Annotated in this window: 23 protein-coding genes; 13 read left to right on the top strand and 10 right to left on the bottom strand. The window is 71.5% G+C overall.

All coding sequences use genetic code 11. The features are described 5' to 3' along the window. Nucleotides 1–76: 76 nt before the first annotated feature. Nucleotides 77–250 carry a hypothetical protein gene (locus AB0B35_RS01710; protein ID WP_360529100.1) on the bottom strand — a complete coding sequence of 58 codons (174 nt, stop codon included), beginning with the start codon at nt 248–250 and terminating at the stop codon, nt 77–79. A gap of 258 nt (nt 251–508) precedes the next feature. On the opposite strand from AB0B35_RS01710, the gene pulA reads away from it, so the two are divergent. Next, a complete protein-coding gene (gene pulA, locus AB0B35_RS01705) occupies nt 509–6,256 on the top strand; it encodes a pullulanase-type alpha-1,6-glucosidase (RefSeq protein WP_361039441.1) in 5,748 nt (1,915 codons plus the stop codon). A gap of 103 nt (nt 6,257–6,359) precedes the next feature. Here the strand turns inward: pulA and AB0B35_RS01700 are convergent, their stop codons facing one another. Next, complete coding sequence (locus AB0B35_RS01700) at nt 6,360–6,944, bottom strand: hypothetical protein (RefSeq protein ID WP_361039438.1); 585 nt, start codon at nt 6,942–6,944, stop codon at nt 6,360–6,362. A 288-nt stretch (nt 6,945–7,232) separates the two neighbouring features. After that, entirely contained in the window at nt 7,233–8,678 is a 1,446-nt protein-coding gene (locus AB0B35_RS01695) for an aminopeptidase P family protein (protein WP_361039435.1), read from the bottom strand. A gap of 72 nt (nt 8,679–8,750) precedes the next feature. On the opposite strand from AB0B35_RS01695, the gene asnB reads away from it, so the two are divergent. The 4 genes from asnB to AB0B35_RS01675 all read left to right on the top strand — a co-directional run bounded on the left by asnB (nt 8,751) and on the right by AB0B35_RS01675 (nt 12,448). Further along, nucleotides 8,751–10,766: an asparagine synthase (glutamine-hydrolyzing) gene (gene asnB, locus AB0B35_RS01690; RefSeq protein ID WP_361039433.1), complete on the top strand. Its 2,016-nt coding sequence runs from the start codon at nt 8,751–8,753 to the stop codon at nt 10,764–10,766. Between the two features lie 178 nt (nt 10,767–10,944). Then, nucleotides 10,945–11,430 (top strand): hypothetical protein, encoded by a 486-nt coding sequence (locus AB0B35_RS01685; RefSeq protein ID WP_361039430.1) that lies wholly within the window; start codon nt 10,945–10,947, stop codon nt 11,428–11,430. 9 nt (nt 11,431–11,439) lie between these two features. Beyond that, nucleotides 11,440–11,874: a hypothetical protein gene (locus AB0B35_RS01680; RefSeq protein WP_361039427.1), complete on the top strand. Its 435-nt coding sequence runs from the start codon at nt 11,440–11,442 to the stop codon at nt 11,872–11,874. Beyond that, entirely contained in the window at nt 11,861–12,448 is a 588-nt protein-coding gene (locus tag AB0B35_RS01675; protein WP_361039424.1) for a hypothetical protein, read from the top strand. The genes AB0B35_RS01680 and AB0B35_RS01675 overlap by 14 nt, the downstream gene beginning before the upstream one ends. A 1-nt stretch (nt 12,449) precedes the next feature. On the opposite strand, the gene AB0B35_RS01670 is transcribed toward AB0B35_RS01675, so the two are convergent. Both AB0B35_RS01670 and AB0B35_RS01665 read right to left on the bottom strand, forming a co-directional pair. Then, a complete protein-coding gene (locus AB0B35_RS01670; protein ID WP_361039421.1) occupies nt 12,450–13,301 on the bottom strand; it encodes an MBL fold metallo-hydrolase in 852 nt (283 codons plus the stop codon). Further along, nucleotides 13,298–13,684 carry a hotdog domain-containing protein gene (locus AB0B35_RS01665; RefSeq protein WP_203694549.1) on the bottom strand — a complete coding sequence of 129 codons (387 nt, stop codon included), beginning with the start codon at nt 13,682–13,684 and terminating at the stop codon, nt 13,298–13,300. Before AB0B35_RS01665 ends, AB0B35_RS01670 begins: the two co-directional genes overlap by 4 nt. Nucleotides 13,685–13,864: 180 nt before the next feature. Here AB0B35_RS01665 and AB0B35_RS01660 point away from each other — a divergent pair, with 180 nt between their 5' ends. Next, a complete protein-coding gene (locus AB0B35_RS01660) occupies nt 13,865–14,491 on the top strand; it encodes a hypothetical protein (protein WP_361039418.1) in 627 nt (208 codons plus the stop codon). On the opposite strand, the gene AB0B35_RS01655 is transcribed toward AB0B35_RS01660, so the two are convergent. The 4 genes from AB0B35_RS01655 to AB0B35_RS01640 all read right to left on the bottom strand — a co-directional run bounded on the left by AB0B35_RS01655 (nt 14,492) and on the right by AB0B35_RS01640 (nt 16,808). Next, on the bottom strand, nt 14,492–14,662 hold the full coding sequence (locus tag AB0B35_RS01655; protein ID WP_361039415.1) for a hypothetical protein: 171 nt from the start codon (nt 14,660–14,662) through the stop codon (nt 14,492–14,494). It lies immediately after the preceding gene. Nucleotides 14,663–14,730: 68 nt separating this feature from the next. Beyond that, nucleotides 14,731–16,062, bottom strand: coding sequence for a PH domain-containing protein (locus AB0B35_RS01650; RefSeq protein WP_361039412.1), 1,332 nt, complete (start codon nt 16,060–16,062; stop codon nt 14,731–14,733). Beyond that, nucleotides 16,059–16,589, bottom strand: coding sequence for a PH domain-containing protein (locus AB0B35_RS01645; protein WP_361039409.1), 531 nt, complete (start codon nt 16,587–16,589; stop codon nt 16,059–16,061). The genes AB0B35_RS01650 and AB0B35_RS01645 overlap by 4 nt, the downstream gene beginning before the upstream one ends. 18 nt (nt 16,590–16,607) lie before the next feature. Continuing rightward, nucleotides 16,608–16,808: an acetone carboxylase gene (locus AB0B35_RS01640; protein ID WP_361039406.1), complete on the bottom strand. Its 201-nt coding sequence runs from the start codon at nt 16,806–16,808 to the stop codon at nt 16,608–16,610. Between the two features lie 294 nt (nt 16,809–17,102). Here AB0B35_RS01640 and AB0B35_RS01635 point away from each other — a divergent pair, with 294 nt between their 5' ends. The 7 genes from AB0B35_RS01635 to AB0B35_RS01605 all read left to right on the top strand — a co-directional run bounded on the left by AB0B35_RS01635 (nt 17,103) and on the right by AB0B35_RS01605 (nt 24,313). Next, nucleotides 17,103–18,143: a MoxR family ATPase gene (locus tag AB0B35_RS01635; RefSeq protein WP_361039660.1), complete on the top strand. Its 1,041-nt coding sequence runs from the start codon at nt 17,103–17,105 to the stop codon at nt 18,141–18,143. Continuing rightward, complete coding sequence (locus AB0B35_RS01630; RefSeq protein ID WP_361039403.1) at nt 18,140–19,087, top strand: DUF58 domain-containing protein; 948 nt, start codon at nt 18,140–18,142, stop codon at nt 19,085–19,087. The genes AB0B35_RS01635 and AB0B35_RS01630 overlap by 4 nt, the downstream gene beginning before the upstream one ends. Continuing rightward, nucleotides 19,084–20,043 carry a VWA domain-containing protein gene (locus AB0B35_RS01625; RefSeq protein WP_361039400.1) on the top strand — a complete coding sequence of 320 codons (960 nt, stop codon included), beginning with the start codon at nt 19,084–19,086 and terminating at the stop codon, nt 20,041–20,043. Before AB0B35_RS01630 ends, AB0B35_RS01625 begins: the two co-directional genes overlap by 4 nt. Before the next feature lie 661 nt (nt 20,044–20,704). Then, nucleotides 20,705–21,418: a 3-oxoacyl-ACP reductase FabG gene (gene fabG / locus AB0B35_RS01620; protein ID WP_120315934.1), complete on the top strand. Its 714-nt coding sequence runs from the start codon at nt 20,705–20,707 to the stop codon at nt 21,416–21,418. A gap of 96 nt (nt 21,419–21,514) precedes the next feature. Next, nucleotides 21,515–22,276: an enoyl-ACP reductase FabI gene (fabI, locus tag AB0B35_RS01615; protein WP_360529048.1), complete on the top strand. Its 762-nt coding sequence runs from the start codon at nt 21,515–21,517 to the stop codon at nt 22,274–22,276. A gap of 187 nt (nt 22,277–22,463) precedes the next feature. Next, nucleotides 22,464–23,507, top strand: coding sequence for a ferrochelatase (locus tag AB0B35_RS01610; protein WP_361039397.1), 1,044 nt, complete (start codon nt 22,464–22,466; stop codon nt 23,505–23,507). Further along, nucleotides 23,504–24,313 (top strand): HAD-IIA family hydrolase, encoded by an 810-nt coding sequence (locus AB0B35_RS01605; RefSeq protein WP_361039394.1) that lies wholly within the window; start codon nt 23,504–23,506, stop codon nt 24,311–24,313. Before AB0B35_RS01610 ends, AB0B35_RS01605 begins: the two co-directional genes overlap by 4 nt. On the opposite strand, the gene AB0B35_RS01600 is transcribed toward AB0B35_RS01605, so the two are convergent. Continuing rightward, complete coding sequence (locus AB0B35_RS01600; protein WP_361039391.1) at nt 24,310–25,092, bottom strand: hypothetical protein; 783 nt, start codon at nt 25,090–25,092, stop codon at nt 24,310–24,312. The genes AB0B35_RS01605 and AB0B35_RS01600 overlap by 4 nt on opposite strands. Nucleotides 25,093–25,179: the final 87 nt, after the last annotated feature.

The raw sequence follows: 25,179 nt of genomic DNA, 5'->3' as shown, positions 1-25,179 counted from the left end.
GCCGTAAAGGTTAAGAAGGGCACCTTCTTCAACGCGGAGCGTTAAGAAGGTGCCCTTCCTTGCTCTCGGGCCGTCGTCACGGGACCGGGGGCAGGGGCGGGAGGCCGGGGACGGGGAGTTCGGGCAGGCCGGGTACGGGCGGGAGGCTCGGGTCGACGGGCAGGCCGGGTGCGGCGCCGCCGAGCACGATGGAGATCAGGCTGGCCAGCAGATCGTTGATGCTGGTCAGCAGTTCGGTGATGGCATCCATGGGACCCACCTTCCGGTAGCGGTCGCGGAGGTGTATCGACCGATTAGGACTATTTGATAGCTAATACCCGACATGTGGCAAGGGTGGCCCCGCTTCTGGAGGACCACGGTTGGGGGAGGGTGTCGGCGGCGATCTTTCAGCGTCCTGCCGTTTACACGTCAAAGATTGCAAGGCCTTGCGGAAACATTTCAGTTACCCGTATGTTGCCGCTGTTGCTCGTGTGACGCCCCCGACACTTCACCCTCCCGGAGAAGGCCCATGGCAGCCCTACGCGCCCTCGTGCGCCCCGCGGCACTGCGCAGACAGTTGAGAAATCCCCGCACTCTCCTCATCGGACTGCTGGCACTGGTGCTGGCCGCGGCCCCGTTCGTGGTGATCCGCTCGCTGACCGGCGGCGGCCCCGCGCAGTGGGTGCAGGCCGGTGACACCTACTGGGCCGACGAGCCCGCCGCGGCGGCGCTCGCCGCGGCCGGCACGCCGCGCCGCCAGGCGGAGCAGTTCTACTTCGTGCTGCCGGACCGCTTCGCCAACGGCGACACCCGCAACGACAAGGGCGGGCTGTCCGGCGACCGGCTCAAGACCGGCCTGGACAAGACCGACAAGGGCTTCTACCACGGCGGCGACCTGGCCGGTCTGATGGACCAGCTCGACTACATCGAGGGCCTGGGCACCACGGCGATCTGGCTCGCCCCGGTGTTCCAGAACCGCCCTGTGCAGGGGACCGGCACGGACGCCTCGGCCGGCTACCACGGCTACTGGATCACCGACTTCACCCAGGTCGACCCGCACTTCGGCACCAATGCGGACCTGAAGAAGCTGGTCAAGCTCGCACACCAGCGCGGCATCAAGATCTACCTCGACGTCATCGTCAACCACACCGCCGACGTCATCGCGTACGAGGAGAACCAGTACTCGTACGTGGACAAGAAGACCAGCCCGTACACCGACACCGCGGGGCGGGCCTTCGAGGACGTCAACTACGCCGACGGCAGGAACGGCTTCCCGAAGACGGACCGCTCGTCGATGCCGTACACCCCGGTCTTCAAGAGCGCCGCCGACGCCAAGGCCAAGACGCCCGCCTGGCTGAACGACCCGACGATGTACCACAACCGGGGCGACTCCACCTTCTCCGGCGAGAACAGCACCTACGGCGACTTCTTCGGCCTCGACGACCTGTGGACCGAGCGGCCCGAGGTGGTCCGCGGCATGACCAAGGTCTACTCGGACTGGATCGAGTCCACCGGTGTGGACGGCTTCCGCCTGGACACCGCCAAGCACGTGAACATGGAGTTCTGGCCGCAGTTCAGCCAGGGCATCGCGGTCGACGCCCGCAAGGCCGGCAAGCCCGACTTCTTCATGTTCGGCGAGGTCTACTCGGCCGACCCGAACATCATGTCGAGCTACGTGCGGCAGGGCCGCCTGCAGGCCACGCTCGACTTCGGCTTCCAGGCCGCCGCGCAGGGCTTCGTCACCGGCGGCTCCGGCCAGGGCCTGGGCGACCTGTACGCCGCCGACGGCCTGTACACCTCACCCGGCACCGACGCGTCCACCCTGCCCACCTTCCTCGGCAACCACGACATGGGCCGCATCGGCACGTTCATCAGCAACGTCGAGGCCGACGCGACGATCGCCCTGCAGCGCGACCGGCTCGCCCACGAGCTGATGTTCCTGACCCGCGGCCAGCCGGTCGTGTACTCGGGCGACGAGCAGGGCTTCACCGGCAACGGCGGGGACAAGGACGCCCGCCAGGACATGTTCGCCAGCCAGGTCGCCGACTACCTCGACGACGACCTGCTCGGCACCGACCGCACCCACGCGGCCGACCAGTTCGACACCGCGCACCCGCTCTACCGTGCGATCGCCGAGCTTGGCGCGCTGCGCAGGGCGCACCCGGCGCTGCGCGACGGCGTGCAGGTGACCCGGCACGCGGGCGACGGCGTGTTCGCCTTCTCCCGCATCGATCCGGCCCAGCGGGTCGAGTACCTGGTGGCGTCGAACAGCGGCACCGCCCCGAAGACCGTCACCGTGGACACCGCCACCGCGAACGCCGTGTTCGGGCAGCTCTACCCCGCTGCGGGCAACGGCCCGACGGCCGGGGCGGACGGCAAGGCGACGATCACCGTGCCCGCGCTGTCGAGCATCGTGCTGCGCGCCGACCGGGCCCTGCCGAGCGCCGCCGACCCGCAGATCACCATCACCGCCCCGGGTTCGGGCGCGGAGGTCGCCACCCGCGCCGCCGTCACCGCCCAGGTCACCGGCGACCCGCTCGCCACGGTCACGTTCGCGGCGCAGGTCGGCGACGGCCCGTGGAAGCTGCTCGGCACCTCGAAGGCGGTCGGCGAGCACACCGTGTTCCACGACCTCACCGGCCTGGCCGGTGGCACGGCAGTCACCTACAAGGCCGTAGCACGCGACGGCGCGGGCCGCACCGCGTCCACGACCAGCGCCATCACCGTGGCCTCGCCGGCGCAGGCGGCGCAGCGCGAGTACGTGCTGGTGCACTACCAGCGCGGCGACGGCGACTACGACCCGTGGGGCCTGTACACCTGGGGCGACGTCGACGGCTCGATGCAGCACCCGTGGCCGCAGGGCCAGCCGTTCGCGGGAGAGGACTCGTACGGGCGCTTCGCCTGGGTGAAGGTCAAGCCGGGCGCTACCAACGTCGGGTTTCTCGTGGTCAACGGCTCCGGAAGCAAAGACGTCGAGGCTGACCGCAGCGTCGACCCGAGCCGGGTCGGCGAGATCTGGCTGAAATCGGGCGACGCGACGATCTACCCCTCTCGCGCTGCGGCCACCGGCAAGGTGGACATGCATTACCGCCGGGCCGACGCGAACTACAGCGGCTGGGGCCTGCACCTGTGGGGTGACGGACTGGCCGCCGGAGCGGGCACGGACTGGTCGAGCCCGCGCCAGCCGGACGGCACCGACGCTTTCGGCGCACACTGGAGTGTGCCCGTCGGTGACGCCACCAAGCCGGTGAACTTCATCGTGCACCGGGGCGACGAGAAGGACCCGAACGCCGACCTCGCCATGGACATGGGCGTCGGCGAGGCGTGGATCGCGTCCGGCGACGGGACCGTGCACACCAGCCGGGCCGCCGCCGAGAAGACCGCGGTCCTGCACTACCGCCGCGCTGACGGGAACTACACCGGCTGGGGCCTGCACCTGTGGGACGGCAACGCCAACCCGGTCGAGTGGGGCAGTCCGATGCTGCCGACCGGCACGGACGCGTTCGGCGCGTACTGGCGCATCCCGCTGGTGGACGGCGCGACCGGGGTGAACTACATCATCCACAAGGGCGACGAGAAGGACCTGCCCGCCGACCAGCGGCTGGACTTCGCGACGTTCGGCAACGAGGCCTGGATCCTGTCCGGGCAGCAGGCCTACCTGCGGCCGTCGGTCAAGGGCGCGGCGCTGGACATCGACCTGAGTAAGACGTACGCCCACTGGCTGGACCGCGGCACCATCGCCTGGAACAAGCACGACCCCGACGGCAAGGTGTACGACCTGGTCGTGGCCCCGAACGGCGGGCTGTCCGTGGTGGACGGCGCGCTGGCCGGCGACTTCACGAAGATCCGGCTGTCCGCGTCCGGCGGCCTGTCCGAGGCGCAGCGCCAGAAGTTCCCGCACCTGTGGGCGTACGGCGCGTTCGAGGTGAACGCCACCCTCGCGAGCATCAAGAACGCGCTGCGCGGGCAGCTTGTGGTGACCGAGAGCGACCACGAGGGCACGCTGCTGTCGGCGACCGGGGTGCAGATCCCGGGAGCGCTGGACGACGTGTACTCCGCAGCGGCCAAGGCGGCGCTGGGCCCGGTGTTCGCCAAGGGCAGGCCCAGCCTCGCGCTGTGGGCCCCGACGGCGAAGGACGTGCAACTGGAGCTGTTCGACAGCCCGTCGGCGACACCGCAGACCGTGTCGATGCTGCGGGACGACAACACCGGCGTGTGGAAGGTGACCGGGTCGAGTGACTGGTCCGGCAAGTACTACCGGTTCCGGGTCAGCGTGTGGCAGCCCGCCAAGGCGCAGGTCGTCACGGCGTCGGTGACGGACCCGTACGCCGTTGCGTTGTCGGCGAACTCGACGCACAGCCAGCTGATCGACGTGGCGAAGCTGCCCGGCGCGGCGGTGAAGGCCCCGTCCTACACGGGCCGGGCGCAGATCCAGGAGCTGTCGGTGCGCGACTTCTCGGTCGCGGACACGACGGTGCCGCAGGACAGGCGCGGCACGTACGCCGCGTTCACCGACCCGCAGACCGCGGGTATGCGGCACCTGAAGTCACTGGCCGACGCCGGGGTCTCGCACCTGCACCTGCTGCCGGTGTTCGACTTCGCGACGATCCCCGAGAAGCGGACCGACCAGCAGCAGCCCGCCTGCGACCTGCCGTCGCTGCCCCGGGACTCGTCCGAGCAGCAGGCCTGCGTGGCGGGAGTCGCCGCGACCGACGGCTACAACTGGGGCTACGACCCGCTGCACTACACCGTGCCCGAGGGCGGCTACGCGACCGACCCCGAGGGCAAGGCGCGCAACGTCGAGTTCCAGTCCATGGTGGACGGCATCCACCGGGCCGGGCTGCGCGTGGTGCTGGACGTCGTCTACAACCACACCTCGGCGGCGGGCGACGACCCGAAGTCGGTGCTGGACCGGATCGTGCCCGGCTACTACCACCGGCTGCTGGAGGACGGGGCCGTGGCCACCTCCACCTGCTGCGCCAACACCGCGCCCGAACACGCGATGATGGGCAAGCTGGTCGTCGACTCCCTGGTCACCTGGGCGAAGACGTACCGGGTGGACGGGTTCCGGTTCGACCTGATGGGCCACCACCCGAAGCAGAACCTGCTCGACGTCCGTGCGGCGCTGGACCGGCTGACCCTGGCCAAGGACGGCGTCGACGGCAAGGCGATCCTGCTCTACGGCGAGGGCTGGAACTTCGGCGAGGTCGCCAACGACGCCCGGTTCGAGCAGGCCACCCAGGCGAACATGGCGGGCACCGGCATCGCCACGTTCAACGACCGGCTGCGCGACGCCGTACGCGGCGGCGGCCCGTTCGACGACAACCCGCGGCTGCAGGGCTTCGCGTCCGGGCTGTTCACCGACCCGAACGGCGATGCGGTCAACGGCACTGCCGCCGAGCAGAAGGCCCGGCTGCTGCACCAGCAGGACCAGATCAAGGTCGGCCTGACCGGCAACCTGGCCGGGTTCACCTTCACGGACTCGGCCGGCAACCAGGTCAGCGGCGCGGAGGTGGACTACAACGGCTCGCCGGCCGGGTACACCAAGGCCCCGGCGGAGGCTGTCACCTACGTCGACGCGCACGACAACGAGATCCTGTTCGACGCGCTGGCGTACAAGCTGCCCGCGGACACCCCGGCGCTGGACCGGGCGCGGATGCAGGTGCTGGCGCTGTCGACGGTGGTGCTCAGCCAGGGCACCGGGTTCGTCACCGCGGGCTCTGACCTGCTGCGCAGCAAGTCGCTGGACCGCAACTCGTACAACTCCGGCGACTGGTTCAACGCCATCCGCTGGGACTGCGCGAGCGGCAACGGGTTCGGGCTCGGCCTGCCCCCGGCGGCCGACAACGAGAGCAAGTGGGCCTACGCGAAGCCGCTGCTCGCCGATCCGGCGCTGGTGCCGACGTGCGAGGCGATCGGCCTGGCCGGGGACCGGTTCGCGGAGCTGCTGCGGGTCCGCGCGTCCAGCCCGCTGTTCTCCCTGCGTACGCAGGCCGAGGTGCAGCAGGCGGTGTCGTTCCCGCTGTCCGGGGCCGCCGAGACCCCGGGCGTGATCACGATGGTGATCAAGAAGGACGGCAAGACGGTCGTGGTGGTCTTCAACGCCACCACGTCGAGCACCACGCAGACGGTCGCGTCCCTGAAGAACGCGCGCCTGGCCCTGCACCCGGTGCTGGCCACCTCGGCCGACCCGCTGGTCCGGCAGTCCGCCTTCACGTCGTCCACCGGCGCGTTCACGGTGCCCAGCCGTACCGTGGCGGTCTTCGTCACGAAGTGACGCAAGCAAGGAAGGGCACCTTCACATCGCTATGCGTTGTGGAAGGTGCCCTTCCTATCGCCGGGGTACGGCGCGAGCCGCAACGAGGCTGGTCCGGGCCGGGTCAGGGGCAGCCAGGGCCGATGGACGGGCGGATGCACGTGTCGGTGCCGGTGCCGCCGTCGTTGGTGTTCGTGCCGTCGCCACCGTTGAGCAGGTCGTTGTCGGCTCCGCCGAACTGGTTGTCGTTGCCGGCCCCGCCCAGCAGGTAGTCCTCGCCGTTCCCGCCGATCAGGACGTCGCTGCCGGCGTCACCGCGCAGGTAGTCGTTGCCGTCGGCCCCTTCGAGGGTGTCCGCGCCGTCGCCGCCGACGAGGTAGTCCGCGCCCGCGTTGCCGCACAGCAGGTCGTCGCCGCCACGGCCGTCGATGTAGTCGTTGCCGCCCAGGCCGAAGACCACATCCGGGCCCGAGGTGCCGATGATGTAGTCGGCGCCGTTGGTGCCGACCCGGGTCGGCGTGGCGGTCGCGCAGGTCACCAGAGCCGCGGCCCGCTGCGCGGTGCTCGCCACGTCGTCAGGCGCGAGTGCGTCGGCCGTGGTCGGCCCGGCCAGACCGCCCGCCACCAGTCCGGCCGCGACCATCAATCCTGTCGCCAGCGTGCGCACCCAAGTGCGGCGGCCCTGGAAATCTTCACTCTTCGCGAGCATCGCTCACCCCCGGACGGACCGTTCACGCCGGGTGATGACCTGCCCCGCGCAGGTCGGCGTGTGTCTTAGCCGTCCGATGTGCTCCAACGCGAAGCTTCTGACCAGGTTACGGCCATGATCGGAACACCTGTGCGGGCGGGCTGCCGCCCTCGTCGCCCACTCCCACGGCAAGGGCGGGCACCCCGTGGAGGGATGCCCGCCCTTGCCCTGCCCTCGTCGATCATGAAGTTGTTCCCATGACACGCCGTCGAGCCGTGCCATAAGTTCATGATCAACGCGTTTCGGGGGTCAGCCGGGGAGGCGGGGGCCCTGGTCGCGTTGGGTGGCGAGCCAGGTTTCGACCTCGGTGGAGGTGCGGGGGAGGCCGGCGGAGAGGTTGACGGCGCCGTCCTTGGTGACCAGGACGTCGTCCTCGATGCGGATGCCGACGCCGCGGAGTTCGGCGGGGACCAGTTCGTCCTCGGGCTGGAAGTACAGGCCGGGCTCGACGGTGAGGACGTAGCCCTCGTCGAGCGCGCCGTCCTTGTACGCCTCGTGCCGGGCGTGGGCGCAGTCGTGCACGTCGATGCCGAGCATGTGGCCGAAGCCGTGCAGGGTCCACCGGCGGTAGACGGTGGACTCCTTGGACATCGCCTCTTCGACGCTGACCGGGAGGATGCCCAGGTCGTGCAGGCCCTCGGCGAGCACCCGCATGCAGGTGGTGTGCACGTCGGCGAACTTGACGCCCGGCTTGATGAAGTCCATGCCGGCCTGCTGCGAGGCGTGCACGATGTCGTACACCTGGCGCTGCAGCGGGGTGAACGTGCCGCTGACCGGCAGGGTCCGGGTCACGTCGGCGGTGTAGAGGTTGCGGTTCTCCACGCCCATGTCCAGCAGCAGCAGCTCGCCCGGGGTCGTCCGGCCGTCGTTGCGGATCCAGTGCAGCACGGTGGCGTTGCCGCCCGCGCCGACGATCGAGCTGTAGCCGACGGTGTTGCCGTCGTGGCGGGCGCGCAGGCCGAACACGCCGTCGATGAGGCGCTCGGAGACCGGCCGGTCGGCCGGGATGATCCGGGCCACGTCCTCGAAGCCGCGCACGGTGGCGTCGATCGCGTCCTGGAGCTGGGCGATCTCCCACTCGTCCTTGACGAGTTTCATCTCGGAGATGGTCCAGGCCAGCTCGCGGTCGCGCTCCGGGTTCGTCGGCCGGACCAGGCCGTCGACGTGCGGGTCGAGGCCGCGCAGCACCCGGGTGCGGCCGGGGGCGAGGTCGTTGAGCACGTCGGGCAGCGTGTCCAGGTGGGCGGTCTCGACGCCCAGCTCGGCGGACTTCTCGCGCAGCGTGTGGCGGCGGCCGATCCACAGCTCGCCGTAGCGGCGGTCCTTGAAGAACTCGTCGGTGTCGCGCGGGGAGCGGGGGCGCACGTACAGCACCGCGTCGTGGCCGGAGCCGTTGGGGCGCAGCACCAGCACGCTCTCCGGGTCGTGCTCGCCGGTCAGGTAGACGAAATCGCTGCCCGGGCGGTACGGGAAGTCGGTGTCGTTGGCCCGCACCATCTCGTGCCCGGACGGGATCACCAGCGTCTCGCCGGGGAACGCCGCGGACAGCGCCGCGCGGCGCTTGGCGTGGTTGGGGGCCTCCGCCCGCAGGGTCACCGGGAGCTCGGTGTCGCTCCATCCGGTGCGCATGAACTGCAGGAACTTCTCCGGGTACGCAGGGTCGTGCGACTCGGTGCCCTTCTTCTCTTCAGTCATATTGCCGCCTCCGAGCATGGTCTTCGTGTGTTCCGAGCCTATCGCCCGCCGGTAGCTGGCATGATTGCCCACGTGTGTGGACTTTTGGCCTTTTTCAGTAGTCAGGGCACGGTTGATGCGTACTCAGGCCCCCTCGGCGAGGCCCTGGAACGGCTCCACCACCGGGGCCCCGACGACACCGGGCTGGACGTCGTCGACACCGACGCGATCTTCGCGCACAAGCGGCTGGCGATCATCGACGTCGAGTTCTCCAAGGAGCCGCTGCCCTGGTCGCCGCCCGGCCCCGACAGCGCCGACTCCGCCGAGGCCCGCTACCTGCTCACCTTCAACGGGGAGATCTACAACTACCTGGAGCTGCGCCAGGAGCTGATCGACGAGTACGGCGCGAAGTTCGCCACGCAGGGTGACGGTGAGGTCATCGTGGCGGGATACCACTACTGGGGCGAGGCGGTGCTGGACCGGCTGCGCGGCATGTTCGCCTTCGTGATCTGGGACCGGCAGGAGCGGCTGGCCTTCGGCGCGCGCGACGCGTTCGGCATCAAGCCCCTGCACTACCTGCAGACCGTGGACGGGCTGTTCCTGGCCAGCGAGAAGAAGGCGCTGCTGCCGTTCGCGCCCAGCGCCGCCGCGGGCAACGCCGGCATCGACCCGGTGCAACTGTCGCACCTGCTGACCTTCCAGTACGTGCCGGAGCCGCACACGCTGCACCACGGCATCGAGCGCATCGGCTCCGGTGAGTGCCTGACCTGGCGGCCCGGCCCGGCCGGCGAGCGCACCGGCGGGGAGCTGACCAAGCGCCGCTGGTTCCGGCCGGTGCTGCGGCCCCGGCTGTCGATCGACGACCCGAAGCGCCTGTTCGCGCAGATCCACGAGACGCTGCGGGAGAGCGTACGGCTGCACATGCGCTCCGACGTGCCGGTCGGCGCGTTCCTGTCCAGCGGCATCGACTCCACCGCCGTGGTGGCGCTGGCCCGGGAGTGGAACCCGAACATCCTGACCTTCACCGTCGGCTTCGACGTGCCCGGCTACTCCGAGATCGACGTGGCCCAGGAGTCGGCCCGGCACCTCGACGTCACCACCATCCCCACCAAGATCGGCGCGCGGGAGATGATGGAGGCGCTGCCACGCATCGTCTGGCACCTCGACGACCCGGTCGCCGACCCGTCCCTGGTCCCGCTCTACCACGTGGCGCAGACGGCCGCGAAGCACGTGACCGTGGTGCTGTCCGGCGAGGGCGCCGACGAGTTCTTCGGCGGGTACGGCATCTACCGCGAGCCGCTGTCGCTGGCCCCGCTGACCCGGCTGCCGCACTCGTTCCAGCGCGGCCTGCGGGCGGTCTCCAAGGCGATCCCGCGGGGCATGCGCGGCAAGAGCTACCTGGAACGGGGCACCACCCCGCTGACCGAGCGCTTCTCCGGCAACTCGCGGATCTTCACCGAGGACGCCGAGATCCGCCGCCTGCTGCGCCGCCGCGAGTCGGTCGAGGCGGCGGCCCGCTTCACCGACGTCACCGCGCCGCTGTACGCCGAGGCGGCCGCCGACGGCCTCGACGACGTGGCCACCATGCAGTACGTCGACATCCACACCTGGCTGCGCGGCGACGTGCTGGTCAAGGCCGACCGCATGTCCATGGCGCACTCGCTGGAGCTGCGGGTGCCGTTCCTGGACCGCGAGGTGTTCGCGGTGGCCTCGAAGATCCCGCTGGAGCTGAAGGTGCCGCCGCGCTCCAACGCCACGAAGTACGCCATGCGCAAGGCGCTGGAGCAGGTCGTGCCGCCCGCCATCGTCAACCGCCCGAAGCTGGGCTTCCCGACCCCGACCCGGGTCTGGCTGGCCGGCGAGATGTACGACTGGGCCCGGGAGATCCTGCACACCTCCGGCGCCGACGACCTGCTCGACCTGACCTATGTGGACGGCCTGCTCAAGGAGCACCGGGCCGGGGGCGCGGACAACTCCCGCAAGATCTGGACGGTGCTCGTCTTCTGCGTCTGGCACTCCATCTTCGTCGCCCGCACCCTCGATCCGGGCGTGGGCCGCAACGAATCCGCTCTGCTGACGAAACCCGTCGTCGGCTCGATGGTTTCCTGACTGCCGCTAGTGGCTCGTCCCGGCGGTCCGCCTGAACGGCAGACCGCCGAGGACTCCCCACCAGCGTTACGTCCGTGCCATGCTTGCTCTGACAACCGACGCCGCAATCGCGTCCGCGGTGTCACACCGTCCAGGTGGGACACCGCACGCGATCGGCGGAGCCGTCAGGGGAGGCGGGATGGCGCAGCCGGTCCTGGTGCGAGTCTCGTCCCTGCTGAGACCCGACGCGCTCGTGGCCGCCCGGGGGCTGTGGCGCGTGCCGGGGCCCCCGCGGCTGTTGCACGCCGACGTCGCGGCCCTGCCGGACAGCGCGCTGCCCTGGCTGTGGGACGTGGTCGAGGAGTTCGGCCACGACGCCGACCTGACCGTGCTGAGCAGCGCCGACGTGCTCGCTCGGCACCCAGCGGTTCCGCCGCTGCGGGCGGCGCGGCGGCTGCGCGCCCTGGGCCGGGGCGCGGTGCTGCTGGCGTGCGGCCCGGCGGTGTCGATCCTGATCTGCGACGACCCGGACGCCCGCCCCCGCGCGGACGGGCCCGCGGACATCCTGATCGGACTGCCGTTCACGCCGACGTTACCGAATCTGCAGGCAGCGTTGGGTTTCAGCGGTGTGCCGTGGGACGCACCGGGCTGGTTGGATCTAGCGGAGAAAGCCGCCGCGGCCTAAGGTGCCTTCGTGCCCCTCGTACCAAACGACGACGACACCGTGCCCGAAAACCTTTTCGCCGTACTGCGCCATGCGGTGCTCGACGGCCCCGGATCGACGCCGTCACGGGTGCGCCACGTCGTCGCGCACGCGAAACTCGACGAGGTCTCGCACGAGCTGCGCGGCTACGTGGACACGATGCGCGAGCACGCCTGGCGCAGCACCGACGAGCAGGTGCGCGAGCTGCTGGCCGTGGGCTGGTCGGAGGACCAGGTGTACGAGCTGACCGTGGCCGTGGCGCTGGGCGCCGGGCAGCGGCGGCTGGACGCGGGACTCGCCGCGATCGCGCAGGCGCAGCAGCGCTCGTCCGGCGAGCAGGCCCCGGCCGTGCGGGCGGTGCCCGTCCAGTCGGCGGCGGCGCTCGCTGCCACTCAGGCGGAGGTGACCCGGCATGCGGCTGCCTAGCCTGGGCCGGTCCTGGCGCTTCAGCGACCGGGTCAAACTGAAGATGATCAGGATCGCCAGCGGACGTCCGCCGGCCGACATCCTCAAGATGCTGCACTACCGCCGGGAGTTCTTCGGCGAGCCCTTCACCGCCTGGGTGCACCGGGTGCTGCGCGGGCCCTCCGAGTGGAGCATCGGCGAGCGCGAACTGATGGCCACCTTCGTGTCGAACCTCAACCACTGCCGCTTCTGCGCGGGCAGCCATGGTGCGATCGCCGACGCGACGCTCGGGCCGGAGGTCACCGCAGCGGTGCTCGACGACTGGCGCACCGCCCCGGTGCGGCCGTCGCTGCGTGCCGCGTTCGCCCTGCTGGAGGCGCTCACCCTGCGCCCGGACGAGGTCGGCCCGGAGCTGGTCGAGGCGGCGTATGCCGAGGGCGTCACCGAGCAGGGGGTGCGCGACGTGGTGCACGTCTGCGCGATCTTCTGCACCATCAACCGGGTCGCCGACGCGGTCGACTTCGCGATCCCGGACGACAAGGGCTTCCAGGGCGACGCGTATCAGCTGCTCAAGCGCGGATACGCGATCAGCTGAGCTAGCCGATCGTGTTCGGCGTGGCCGCGTCCAGCTGGGCGTAGCCGCGCCGGACCGCGTGTTCGGCCTCGCGCAGCCCGGCCTCGCCCCAGCGAGCCAGCGAGCTGGCGGCGGCCACCTTGGCCACGTCGCCGCTGTCGCCGTGGGCGTCGCGGATCAGCCAGTCCAGGGCGGCCAGCTCGTCGTGGGCGATGGTCAGGAACTCCGCGTCGACGATCTCGCCGTGGCCCGGCACCACCACCGTGTCCGGCCCGGCCGTGCGCGACAGCGCGAGCAGCGTCTCCGGCCAGTCCAGCGGGAACGAGTCGGCGAACCCCGGCGGGGCGCCCTCCTCGACCAGGTCCCCGGCGACGAGCACGTCGTCCACGCGTACCACCAGGTCGCCGGCGGTGTGGCCGCGGCCGTGCCAGGACAGGCGCACCTGCCGGCCGCCGATGTCGATCAGGTCCTCGCGCTCGACCGGGCTGTCCGGCGCGCGCAGCACGACCCGGCCCAGTTCGCGGGCGATCCGCTCGTCGTCGGCCAGCAGTTCCTGCTCCCAGGAGCGCTGCCACTCGCGGCCGTGCTCGCGCAGCTCGCGGACGCACTCGCGGTGGCCCCAGATCGGGGTCGCGGGCCCGGCCAGGGTCGCGTTGCCGAAGCAGTGGTCGAAGTGGAAGTGCGTGTTCACGATGCCCAGCGGCTTGGTGGTGACCCGCAGCACGGCCTCCTGCAGCTCCCGGGCCTGGGATTCGGTGGACAGGGTGTCCACCAGCAGCGCGCCGGTCTCCCCGGTGATCAGCGTGCAGTTCACCCGCAGATACGGGTACACCAGCACGAACACCCCGTCCGCAAGCTCGGTGAACTCGGTCATGACGTCGTCGCCTTCTCCACGAAGCGGTGCCGGTCCACCAGGACCCGCTCCACCCGACCCTCCGCCGCGACGGTCTCGCCGTCGCGCACGGTCACCTCGAAGGTGAGCTTGCGGCCGTCGACCTTCGTCAGCAGCGCCTCCGCCACCACGGTACGGCCTACCGGCGTCGCCGACCGGTGATCCAGCTCGACACGCGTCCCGACCGTGGTCTGCCCGGATTCCAGCACCCGCGCGGTCGCCGCGACCGTGGCCGCCTCCGCCAGCGCGACCACCCGCGGCGTGCCCAGCACCGGGACGTCGCCCGAGCCCAGCGCCTGCGCCGTGTCCGCGTCACTCACCGTCAACTGCACCTTCGCCGTCAGGCCTGCCGTGAGCTGCTGCATGCGCCACAGCCTAGGCGTTCGCCCGGCCGCCCGCACGCGCGCGACACCGCCCGCCGAACCTGCCGATCGCGGGCGGCATCGCGTGAGCTGGACGCACTCGGGCGGCCCTGGTCACCCGTGTCACCCTGCCGGGGCGGCAGGATCGGCGGCCACGCGGCACAGTGGCGGTACACATTGGAGGTGGCGGTGCTGGTCGACTTCGACGGGGAGCTGCTGGAGGTGGTAGCGGCCGGCGGGTTGGCCGCGTCGCACACGGAGCAGATCCGGCAGGCGGTCTACGACGGGCGCCTGCTGCGCTTCCCCGACCCGGCGTGGCGGTGCGCCTACCTGGGCGCGGGCGAGGAGAAGGCCTGCTTCGGCGTACGCGACGGCGACGGGCGCATGTTCGTGCTGGAGGTCATCGACGAGCGCACGTACCTCAACGGGCGCTTCGTGGGTGGGGTCTACTTCGGCGACCACCGGGTGCCCGGCCTGGCCGGGGTGCCCAAGTCGGCGCGGGCGACCGTGGGGCTGCGGTTCACCGGCCTGGTCAAGGCACGGCAGTGGGTGCACGGCCACGAGTGGGCGCGTTTCCCGTGGCGGCCGGACCGGCGCAGCCGCCTCGACGGGCTGCTCACCGGATACCTGCGGCTGGTGCTCGGCGGCCGCTACGAGCGCTACCGGCGGCGTTACTCCGACGTGCACGAGCGCAACGTGATGTTCGAGGTGCGCCCGGCGCGGGCCGGGGGAGTGCCGGTGCTCGTGCGAGACCTGTCTGGCCGCGTCCGGCTGGTGCGGGTCGGCCTGCAGCCGATCGACCTGCGCTGATCAGAGCGGGGCGACCCAGTAGAGCTGCTTGTGCCCGCGCGCCTCCATCTCGGCGGCGAGCTGCTCGGCCTCCGCACGCGTGTCGCACCGGCGCACCTCGTACCGGTTGCCGTTGTCGTCCTGCCGCCACACCACCCAGCGGTCCTGCTCGGCCTGCACTTCGTCCCCCAATCGCCGGACTCTGGCGCGATGAAACCGGTCGATGTCGGGAAGTGTAAGTCCACTTATAGTAAGTCGACTTACACTTCTGCGCGGGCCGCGCGGGCGCGGATGGTCAGGTCGTCGGCCCAGGCGAAGGCCTCGGCCAGCGGCCGGTGCGCGGCCGCGGCGGGGGTCGCGCCGGCGACGTCGACGTACACCGTGGCCAGGCCGAGGCGGCGCTGCCAGGGACCCTCGGTGACGCGGACGCTCTGGATCCGGGCGTACGGCACCACGGTCAGTTGCCGGGTCATCAGCCCGTCGACGGTGGCGAAGGCGTGCTCGGTCAGGCCCGCGGCGAGCACCCGGCGGCGCAGCGGAGCCAGCCAGCGGGCCCGGTGCGGCACCGGCGACAGGGGCAGCGCCGTGATGTCCAGCCCCGGCAGGGCCAGCGGCACCAGGGCCCGGGCGGTGTCCACGGTCGCCACGGGCAGCAGGCGGTCGGTCTCGGCCCGGCTCGGCTGGCCGTCGGCGCCCACCGAACTCTGCCCGGCGACCGCGAGGGTGACCCGCAGCCAGCCCTTGCCGCGCCACAGTAGCGGCCAGGTCACCGTCAGCGACTGGATGCGCCGCGGGGCGACCACCTGGCTGCGGGTCTCCAGCAGGCCGTGCCGGATGCGCAGGCGCTCGTCGGCGGCCCGGCCGATCCGGAAGTTCCAGAAGTTGAGGATGCGCATCACGGGCGCGCCGATGGTGCCCGCCACCGCGGTGACCATGCTCGCGACCGCGAAGACGCCGAAGTCGCTGTTGAAGGCCAGCTGGCCGACGATGTACAGGATGGCCAGCGGCGTGAACATCACCGGCGGGGTCAGGAACTGGCTGACCGTCACGTCGTTGTTGTCGACCCGGTAGAGGTCGGGCGGCTCGGGCTGCGTCGCGGACCGGGGCTCGGCCGGGGCCGTCTCGTCCGCCGGGGCCAGGGTCCGGGTGGCCAGCGCCAGCAGGCGGGTGCGCAGCACGTCGGCCTCGGCCAGGGGCAGGAACGCCAGCGGAGCCTCGGCCTTGCCGGCGCCGGCCACGTCCAGTTTCAGTTCGGCGAGCCCGGCCAGGCGGGCCAGCACCGGCTGCACGACCTCGATCGCCTGGAGCCGTTCCAGCGGCACCGCACGGGTGCGCCGGAACAGCACCCCCTCGTGGATGCGCAGCTCCCGGCCGACCACTTCATAACCGGTGAAGCGCCAGGCGACGGCGGAGTAGAGCAGCACCAGCACCAGCAGGCCGAGCAGGACCAGGGCGTACCGGCCGGGGCCGAGGTTCTGCAAGCCGCGCCAGGACACGGCGGCGATGACCAGGACCAGGGTCCGCACGCTCTTGAGCACCGGGCTGAGCGGGTGCAGCCGCTGCCGGGGCAGCATCTCGGCGGGTGTGGTCACAGGCCCTCACCGGCGTCCTCGCCCAGTGCGGCGAGCCGGTCGCGCAGGCGGGCGGCCTCGGCGGGCTCCAGGCCGGGGATGGTCGCGTCGGAGGCCGCCGCGGCGGTGTGCAGCTGCACCGTGGCCAGGCCGAACGAGCGCTCCAGCGGGCCGGCGGTGACGTCGACGTACTGCATGCGGGCGTACGGGACGATGGACAGGTGCCGGACCATCCTGCCGTGCCGGACGAGCAGGTCGCGCTCACGCTCGGCGTAGCCGTAGGAGCGGGCGGCGCGCACCGCCACCACGCCCCGCACGACGGTGAACACCAGCACGGCGACGGCCGCGAACAGGGCCCAGCTCGAACCGGTGAAGGCCCAGACCACGCCGCACACCGCGAGCAGGACCGCGGTGCTGATCGACACCCGGGTGAGTTCCAGCGCGACCAGGCGCGGCGAGACGGGACGCCAGGCGACCTCGCCCGGCCACGGGTCGAGGGCGCTGCGCGTCGCGGTGTGCACGGGTGCTTCGGAGCGCGGGTCGGTCACCGTTCCGACGATAGACGATCAGGCCAGCGGCAGCGTTTCGCGCAGGAAGCCCCGCGCGGACAGGAAGTCGGCCAGGGTCTGCCGGTGCTCGTCGCAGGCGAGCCAGCTCTTGCGCCGGTCCGGGTCGTGCAGCTTGGGGTTGTTCCAGCGCAGGTCCCAGAGGGCCGCGGCGCGGCAGCCCTTGCGTGAGCAGATCAGGGGAGCCTCGGCCTCGATCACGTCGTGGAGCCTACCCGCGCAACAAAAAAGCCCGAGCAGGGCTCGGACTGTGTTTGGCGTGCCGGGCGGCCACGGGGGAAGCCGCCCGGCAACGCACGAATATTAACCACGCGCCGGGCGCGGAGGGAAGAGTGGCGAGGCAACCGTTCGGATGAAATGAAAAGCCGACACCGCCCGGCTCCGGCAACCGATGGTTTCGCCGGAATAACGGCACTATGCCGCATAAGTCGGCTGTTCGTGCGAGGCTGGGGCAGATCAGGAACCCGTCGGTAACGAGGAGCCGTGGTGCAGCCCATCACCTACGACAACACCACCGGCCCCGCGCCGACCGGCAGCGCAGATCCCGTCGCCACCCCCGCGCAGGACGCGACGCTGCTGGAACGCGCACTGTTCGAGGTCAAGAAGGTGATCGTCGGCCAGGACCGGCTGATCGAGCGCATGTTCACGGCACTGCTCGCCCGCGGGCACTGCCTGCTGGAGGGCGTGCCCGGGGTGGCCAAGACGCTGGCCGTGGAGACTCTGGCCACGGTCGTGGGCGGCTCGTTCGCCCGGGTGCAGTTCACGCCGGACCTGGTGCCCGCCGACATCGTCGGCACCCGGATCTACCGCACCGGCAGCGAACGCTTCGACGTCGAGCTGGGCCCGGTCTTCGTCAACTTCCTGCTCGCAGACGAGATCAACCGGGCCCCGGCCAAGGTGCAGTCGGCGCTGCTGGAGGTCATGGCCGAGCGGCACGTGTCGCTGGGCGGGGTCACCCATACCGTGCCGGATCCGTTCCTGGTCATGGCCACCCAGAACCCGATCGAGCAGGAGGGCGTGTATCCGCTGCCCGAGGCGCAGCGCGACCGCTTCCTGCTGAAGGTGCTGGTGGGCTACCCGACCGACACCGAGGAACGCGAGATCGTGTACCGGATGGGTGTCGCGCCGCCGCGCGCGGTGCCGGTGCTCACCACCGAGGCGCTGCTCGGCCTGCAGGAACGCGCCGACCAGGTGTTCGTCCACAATGCACTGGTCGACTACTCGGTGCGCCTGGTGCTGGCCACGCGCGCCCCGGCCGAGCACGGCATGCCCGACATCGCCCGGCTCATCCAGTACGGCGCCAGCCCGCGCGCCTCGCTGGGCCTGGTGCGGGCCACCCGGGCGTTGGCGCTGCTGCGCGGGCGCGACTACGCGCTGCCGCAGGACGTGCTCGACATCGCCCCGGACATCCTGCGCCACCGGCTGGTGCTCAGCTACGACGCGCTGGCCGACGAGATCCCCGCCGACCACATCGTCGCCCGGGTGCTGGCCGCGGTGCCGCTGCCCTCGGTCGCCCCGCGGCAGCAGGCGACATGAGCGTGACCGCGGCCGCCCCCGAGCGGACCGGCGGCCAAGCCGCGCTGCGTCGGCTGCAACTGCTGGTCAACCGGCGGTTGGACGGACTTCTCCAGGGCGACTACCTGGGCCTGCTGCCGGGGCCGGGCAGTGAGGCGGGGGAGTCGCGGGAGTACCGGGCGGGCGACGACGTACGGCGGATGGACTGGCCGGTCACCGCCCGCACCACGGTGCCGCACGTGCGGCTGACCGTGGCCGACCGGGAACTGGAGACCTGGCTGGCCGTGGACCTGTCGCCCAGCCTCGACTTCGGCACCGCCCGCATGCTCAAGCGCGATCTGGTGCTGGCGGCGACCGCGGCGATGACCCACCTGACCGTGCGCGGCGGCAACCGGGTCGGCGCGGTGATCAACGCGGGCGGCTCCGAGCTGGTCCGCCGCCCGGCCCGGCCCGGCAGGCGCGAGGCGCAGGGACTGCTGCGCACGGTGGCGCGGCTGATCGACGAGGGCGGCGCGGCGCGGCGCGAGCCGCGTCCGGCCGACAGCCTCGCGCCGCTGATCGAGGCGCTGAACAGCCCGCCGCGCCGGCGCGGGCTGGCGGTGGTCATCTCGGACTTCCTCGACCCGCCCGAGCGCTGGGCCTGGCCGCTGCGCAAGCTCGCCACCCGGCACGAGGTGCTGGCCGTCGAGGTGCTCGACCCGTGCGAGCTGGAGCTGCCCGTGGCCGGGGTGCTGGAGCTGCGCGACCCGGAGACCGGCGCGGTGCACGAGGTCCAGACCGGCGACCGTGACCTGCGCCGCCGCTACGCCCAGGCCGCGCTGCGCCAGCGCGAGCTGGTCGCCGACGCGGTGCGCACCGCCGGGGCCCGGCAGGTGCGGCTGCGCACCGATTCCGACTGGCTGCTCGACCTGGTGCGGTTCGTGGCCGCGCAGCGACACCGCCGTACCCGCGGGGGGAGCCGATGATCCGTTTCCTGGATCCGATGTGGCTGCTGGCGCTGATTCCGGTGCTGGCCCTGGCCGGGGCGTACGCAGCCCGGCACCTGCTGCGGCGGTTCCGCCGCGACACCGCGCTGCCGTTCAGCAACCTGGAGCTGCTGCGCTCGCTGGTGCCCCGAGGGCTGGGCTGGCGGCGGCACGTGGCCGCCGGGCTGTTCCTGGCGGGACTGTTCTCGCTGGTGACGGCGTTGGCGAGGCCCTCGGTGGAGGTCGACGAGCCGCTGGAACGGGCGACCATCATCCTGGCCATCGACGTGTCGCTGTCGATGCAGGCCGACGACGTGACCCCGACTCGGATCGAGGCGGCGCAGGAGGCTGCCAAGCAGTTCGTGCAGGAGCTGCCCGGCTCGTACAACCTGGGGCTGGTGTCGTTCGCGAAGTCGGCGAACGTGCTGGTCTCGCCGGGCAAGGACCGTGCGGCGGTGACCGAGGCGATCGACGCGCTGGAACTGGCCGAGGCCACGGCGACCGGCGAGGCCGTGTACACCTCGCTGGACGCGATCAAGGCCGTCCCCGGGGCCGGGGCCGAGGGCCCGCCACCGGCCCGCATCGTGCTGCTGTCCGACGGTTACCGCACCTACGGCCGGGCGATCGAGGACGCGGCCGCCGCGGCGGTCGAGGCGAACGTGCCGGTGACCACGATCGCCTTCGGCACGGACGCCGGCATGGTGGACATCGCCGGGCAGCTGCAGCGGGTCCCGGTGGACCGGCAGGCGCTGGCGGAGCTGGCCGAGACGACCGGAGGCTTCTTCTACGAGGCGGCGTCGGCGGCCGAGCTGACCCAGGTGTACCAGGACATGGGTTCGTCGATCGGCCACAAGACGGTGCCCAAGGAGGTCTCGCAGTGGTTCGCGGCCGCGGCGCTGCTGCTGGGTCTGGGCGCGGGGGCGCTCAGCCTGCTGTGGACCTCACGCCTGCCCTGACGGCGGCTTTGCTCTGCACCCATTTGCTTGCTCTGCACCCGTCCGCGCAACCATCGTGGTGTTGCGCGGGCGGGTGCAGAGCGGAGCCGGTGGGTACGGCGCGCCGGCGGCGTCGCGGGCGCGGGCCGGTGGCGCTCAGCGGGCGCCGACCAGCACGAAGATGGCCACCACCCAGGTCGCGGCGAGGGTGAAGCCCAGCGGGGCGAGGTAACGGTTCATGACGTACTCCGGTGACTGTGTTGTGCACGCAACTACAGGGACACGCGGGTGTGAGTCATGACCAGGTCACGGCGCAGGCCTCCCAGCCGGAGGCAGAACGCACCGGCTCGGTTTCGACGGGAGGACGCGCGGGGATGCGAGAGCTCTGGCGCGGTCAGCGCACTGCGGCTCGCAGGACCCGGCCATGACTCGGAGGATCGCTATCTCGCATAGCGATCACCTCCTTAGGCCGAAATCCAGCTCGCAAACGTCGTGATCATACCGTATGGGCGATCGTGATCCGCATCAGCCGTACCGGCAGGGTTTCCGTGTCCACCCGGACGGAGCAGTCTGTGGGAATCCCACAAAGATTATAGTCGGATTTAGTCACGGCCCCGTACCAGCCGCGTTCCGCGCAGCGTCCTAGGCTCAGGCGGAACAACCTGATCGCGAAGGAGTAACCGTGTCTCGTACCGTCCTCGTCACCGGCGGCAACCGCGGTATCGGCCTGGCGATCGCGCAGGCGTTCGCCAAGCAGGGCGACCGTGTGGCGATCACCCACCGGGGCACCTTCGACCAGTCGCTGGCGCCGGAGATCCTGGGCGTCACCTGCGACGTCACCGACCCCGCGGCGGTCGACGCGGCGTTCACCACCGTGGAGAACGAGCTGGGCCCGGTCGAGGTGCTGGTCGCCAACGCCGGCATCACCGACGACACGCTGCTGATGCGCATGTCGGAGGAGCAGTTCGGCCGGGTGCTGGACACCAACCTGAGCGGCGCGTGGCGTTGTGCCCGCCGCGCCTCCACCAAGATGGTCCGCGGACGCTGGGGCCGCATGATCTTCATTTCCTCGGTGGTCGGCCTGTACGGCGGCGCGGGGCAGGTCAACTACGCGGCCAGCAAGGCCGGCCTGGTCGGCATGGCCCGCTCCATCACCCGCGAACTGGGCACCCGCAACATCACGGCGAACGTGGTGGCGCCCGGCTTCATCGAGACCGACATGACCGACAAGCTCACCGACGAGCGCAAGGCCGAGATCCGCAAGGCCATCCCGGCCGGCCGCATCGCCGCGGTCGACGAGATCGCGGGCGTGGTCACCTGGCTCGCCGGCGACACCGCCGGCTACATCTCCGGCGCGGTCATCCCCGTCGACGGCGGCCTCGGCATGGGCCACTGACCCCCCTCCCGGGGTGATCATGAACCTAAGTGCGTGTTCGGCGGCGTGTCGCCACCCTGACACCGTGCTCAACAAGATTTCGAATGAGGAGTAGACGTGCTGCTCGAAGGTAAGCGCATCCTGGTCACCGGTGTGATCACGGAGCAGTCGATCGCGTTCAACGTCGCGAAGATCGCCCAGGAGCAGGGCGCCACCGTGGTGCTGACCGGCTATGGCCGCCTGTCGCTGGTGGAGCGGATCGCCAAGCGGCTGCCCGTCACCGCGCCGGTCATCGAGCTGGACGCGACGAACCCCGAGCAGCTCGCGGCCCTGGCCGACAACGTGCGCGGGTACGTCGACGGGCTCGACGGCGTGGTCCACTCGATCGGCTTCGCGCCGTCCACCGCGCTCGGCGGCACGTTCCTGCAGACGCCGTGGGAGGACGTGGCCACCGCGGTGCACGTGTCCACGTACTCGTACAAGGCGCTGGCGATGGCCACCCTTCCGCTCATGCCGAACGGCGGGTCGATCGTCGGCCTGACCTTCGACGCCACCGTCGCCTGGCCGGTGTACGACTGGATGGGCGTGGCCAAGGCCGGCCTGGAGTCCGCCTCCCGCTACCTCGCCAACTACCTCGGCGACCAGGGCATCCGCAGCAATCTGGTGTCGGCCGGCCCGCTGCGCACCATGGCCGCCAAGTCGATCCCGGGCTTCGAGAAGTTCGAGGAGTCCTGGACCGAGCGCGCCCCGCTGGGCTGGAACCTCACCGACACCGTGCCCACCGCCAAGGCCGTCTGCGCCCTGCTGTCCGACTGGTTCCCCGCCACCACCGGCGAGATCATCCACGTCGACGGCGGCTACCACGCTCTCGGCGCGTAACCCGCGCCGGCGCGACTCTTGAGGAGTTGAGCCCCCCGACGTCACCCAGGCCGCAGCTCTTTCAGAGTTGCGGCCTGGGCCGCCTTGGCGTCGGCCCAGGCCCGGCGTGGGGCGGGGTTTGTGACGTGCGTGGGATGGCGGGTGGGTGATGTGTGGGCGGTCCGGGTGGGGTTCTAGCCTTTTACACATGTACGACGCCTTCCTGCTGTTGTCGTTCGGCGGTCCGGAACACCCCGACGAGGTGCTGCCGTTCCTGCACAACGTGACGCGGGGCCGGGGCGTGCCCCCGGAACGCCTGGCCGAGGTCGCCGAGCACTACCTGCGCTTCGGCGGGGTGTCGCCGATCAACGAGCAGTGCCGGGAGCTGGTCGCCGCGATCCGGGCCGACTTCGCGGCCAACGCGGTGGACCTGCCGGTGTACTGGGGCAACCGGAACTGGCGGCCGATGCTCGCCGACACCCTGGCGCAGATGCGCGACCACGGCATCGGCCACGCGGTGGCGCTGGCGACCAGCGCGTACGGGTCGTACTCGTCGTGCCGGCAGTACCTGCAGGACATCGCGTCGGCGCGGGCCGCGGTCGGGCCGCGCGCCCCGGTCGTGGACAAGCTGCGCCACTTCCACGACCACCCGGGCTTCGTCGAGCCGTTCGCCGACGCGGTCGCCGCGGCGCTGTCGACGCTGGACGTGACCCAGCACGCGACCACCCGGCTGGTGTTCACGGCGCACTCCATCCCGGTGTCCATGGCGGAGTCCAGCGGCCCGACCGGCGGGCGCTACGAAGCCCAGCTGCGCGAGACCGCCCGGCTGGTCGCCGAGCGGGGCGCGCCGGGCCTGTCCTGGGACCTGGTGTGGCAGAGCCGCTCGGGTGCGCCGCACATCCCGTGGCTGGAACCGGACGTCAACGACCATCTGGAGGCGCTGGCCAAGGAGGGCGTGACCCAGGTGGTGGTGAGCCCGATCGGGTTCGTCTCCGACCACCTGGAGGTGCTGTGGGACCTCGACGAGGAGGCCGCGGCGACAGCGCGCCGGCTGGGCCTGGGCTTCGCGCGGGCGGGCACCCCCGGCGCGGATCCGCGCTTCGTGGCGATGGTGCGCGACCTCGTGCTGGAGCGGATGGCGCCGCCGGGGGACCGCACCCGGGCCGCGCTCGGTAGGCTCGGGCACTGGGATGTCTGTGCGAGCAACTGCTGCCCGCCGCCGGTGCGCAGCAACAGAGAGGGAACCCGATGACCGACCGCAAGCCGATCGCCGCCTGGTTGACCGACATGGACGGCGTACTGGTCCACGAGGGTGAGCCGGTGCCGGGCGCGCCGGAGTTCATCGGCCGGCTGCGGGCCTCGGGCGTGCCTTTCCTGGTGCTCACCAACAACTCCATCTACACCCCGCGCGACCTGCACGCCCGCCTCACCCGGCTGGGCTTCGACCTGCCGGAGTCGGCGATCTGGACGTCGGCGCTGGCCACCGCCCAGTTCCTGGCCGACCAGCGGCCGGGCGGCACGGCGTACGTCATCGGCGAGGCGGGCCTGACCACGGCCCTGCACGCGGCGGGCTACATCATGACCGACTACGAGCCCGACTACGTGGTGCTGGGCGAGACCCGCAACTACAGCTTCGAGGCGATCACGACGGCGATCCGACTGATCAACAAGGGTGCCCGGTTCATCTGCACCAACCCGGACGCGACCGGACCGTCAAACGAGGGCGCGCTGCCCGCCGCGGGTTCCGTCGCCGCGCTGATCACCAAGGCCACCGGCATCGAGCCGTACTTCGTGGGCAAGCCGAACCCGATGATGATGCGCTCGGCGCTCAACAAGATCGGCGCGCACTCGGTGCAGGCCGCGATGATCGGCGACCGGATGGACACCGACGTGCTCTGCGGCCTGGAGGCCGGTCTGCACACCATCCTCGTGCTCACCGGCATCGCCACCAAGGCCGATGTGGAGCGCCACCCGTACCGCCCGTCGCGGGTCATCAACTCCGTCGCCGACCTGATCGACGAGGTCCAGCCGCTGAAGGCCGAGGCGGAGGCCGCCTAGCTCTCGAACGGGGCGTTGCAGGCGGCGACGAGGGCGGCACGGCAGGCGGCGGCGAGCGGGCGCAGGGCCTCGTCGCGCTGCTGGGCCTCGAAGCTGTTCAGCGCCCCGCCCGGGGCGGCCTGGCCGGCCAGGGTGAGCACCCGGTCCAGCACGCAGGCGCGGGCGTAGAGCCGGCGGGCACGCGGGTCGTAGCCCGGGGGCAGGTCGGTCTCGGCGTCGGGCTTGCGCAGCGCCTGGAGCGCCCCGGCCAGTTCAGGCCGCCACTGCGCCACGTCCAGGCGTACCAGCCGGGTGGTGGTCTCGGTCAGCGCCTGGCTCAGGGCGCCGTCGGCCTCGCGCACCCCCGGCAGGTGCGTGCTCGGGGCCTCCGGCAGCTCGAACGCGCGCCACAGCACGGTGGTGAAGGTGACGCCCGACCCGGACGTGTGCTGCCGTGCCTCGGGCACCAGGCCGAGCCGGCTGGCGATGACCCCCTCGCCGTTGACCAGCGCGTGGCTGGTGAACGGGCCGGGACCGGGCAGCCCGCGCGGGTCGCCGGGCGCCGGCAGCACCAGCCGGATCTCGTCGGGGTGCAGCTTGGCCAGCGCGGGCAGGGCCTCGCGCAGCTCGACCTCCTCGCGCCACTGGCCGGGCAGGTCGCGCACGTGCTGCTCCTCCTCGGCGGTCAGGTCGTCGAGGATCTCGTCGAAGGACACCAGTCCGGCGCGCCAGGCCCGGGTCCACGCGACGAAGCGGGCGGACCGGCGCGTGGTCAGGGTCACCTGCGCTGCGGGGGACATGCCGACCAGGGTACGTGCTGTTCCTGGGGTTTGTCCCGGACCGGCGCGTCATTGAGCGCGCGACGCCCGCGGGGACTAGGGTGCCGT

Origin of the sequence: Catellatospora sp. NPDC049133, assembly GCF_040648455.1 — a bacterium.
GTDB lineage: Bacteria > Actinomycetota > Actinomycetes > Mycobacteriales > Micromonosporaceae > Catellatospora > Catellatospora aurea.
This window is presented reverse-complemented; position numbering and strand designations above follow the sequence as displayed.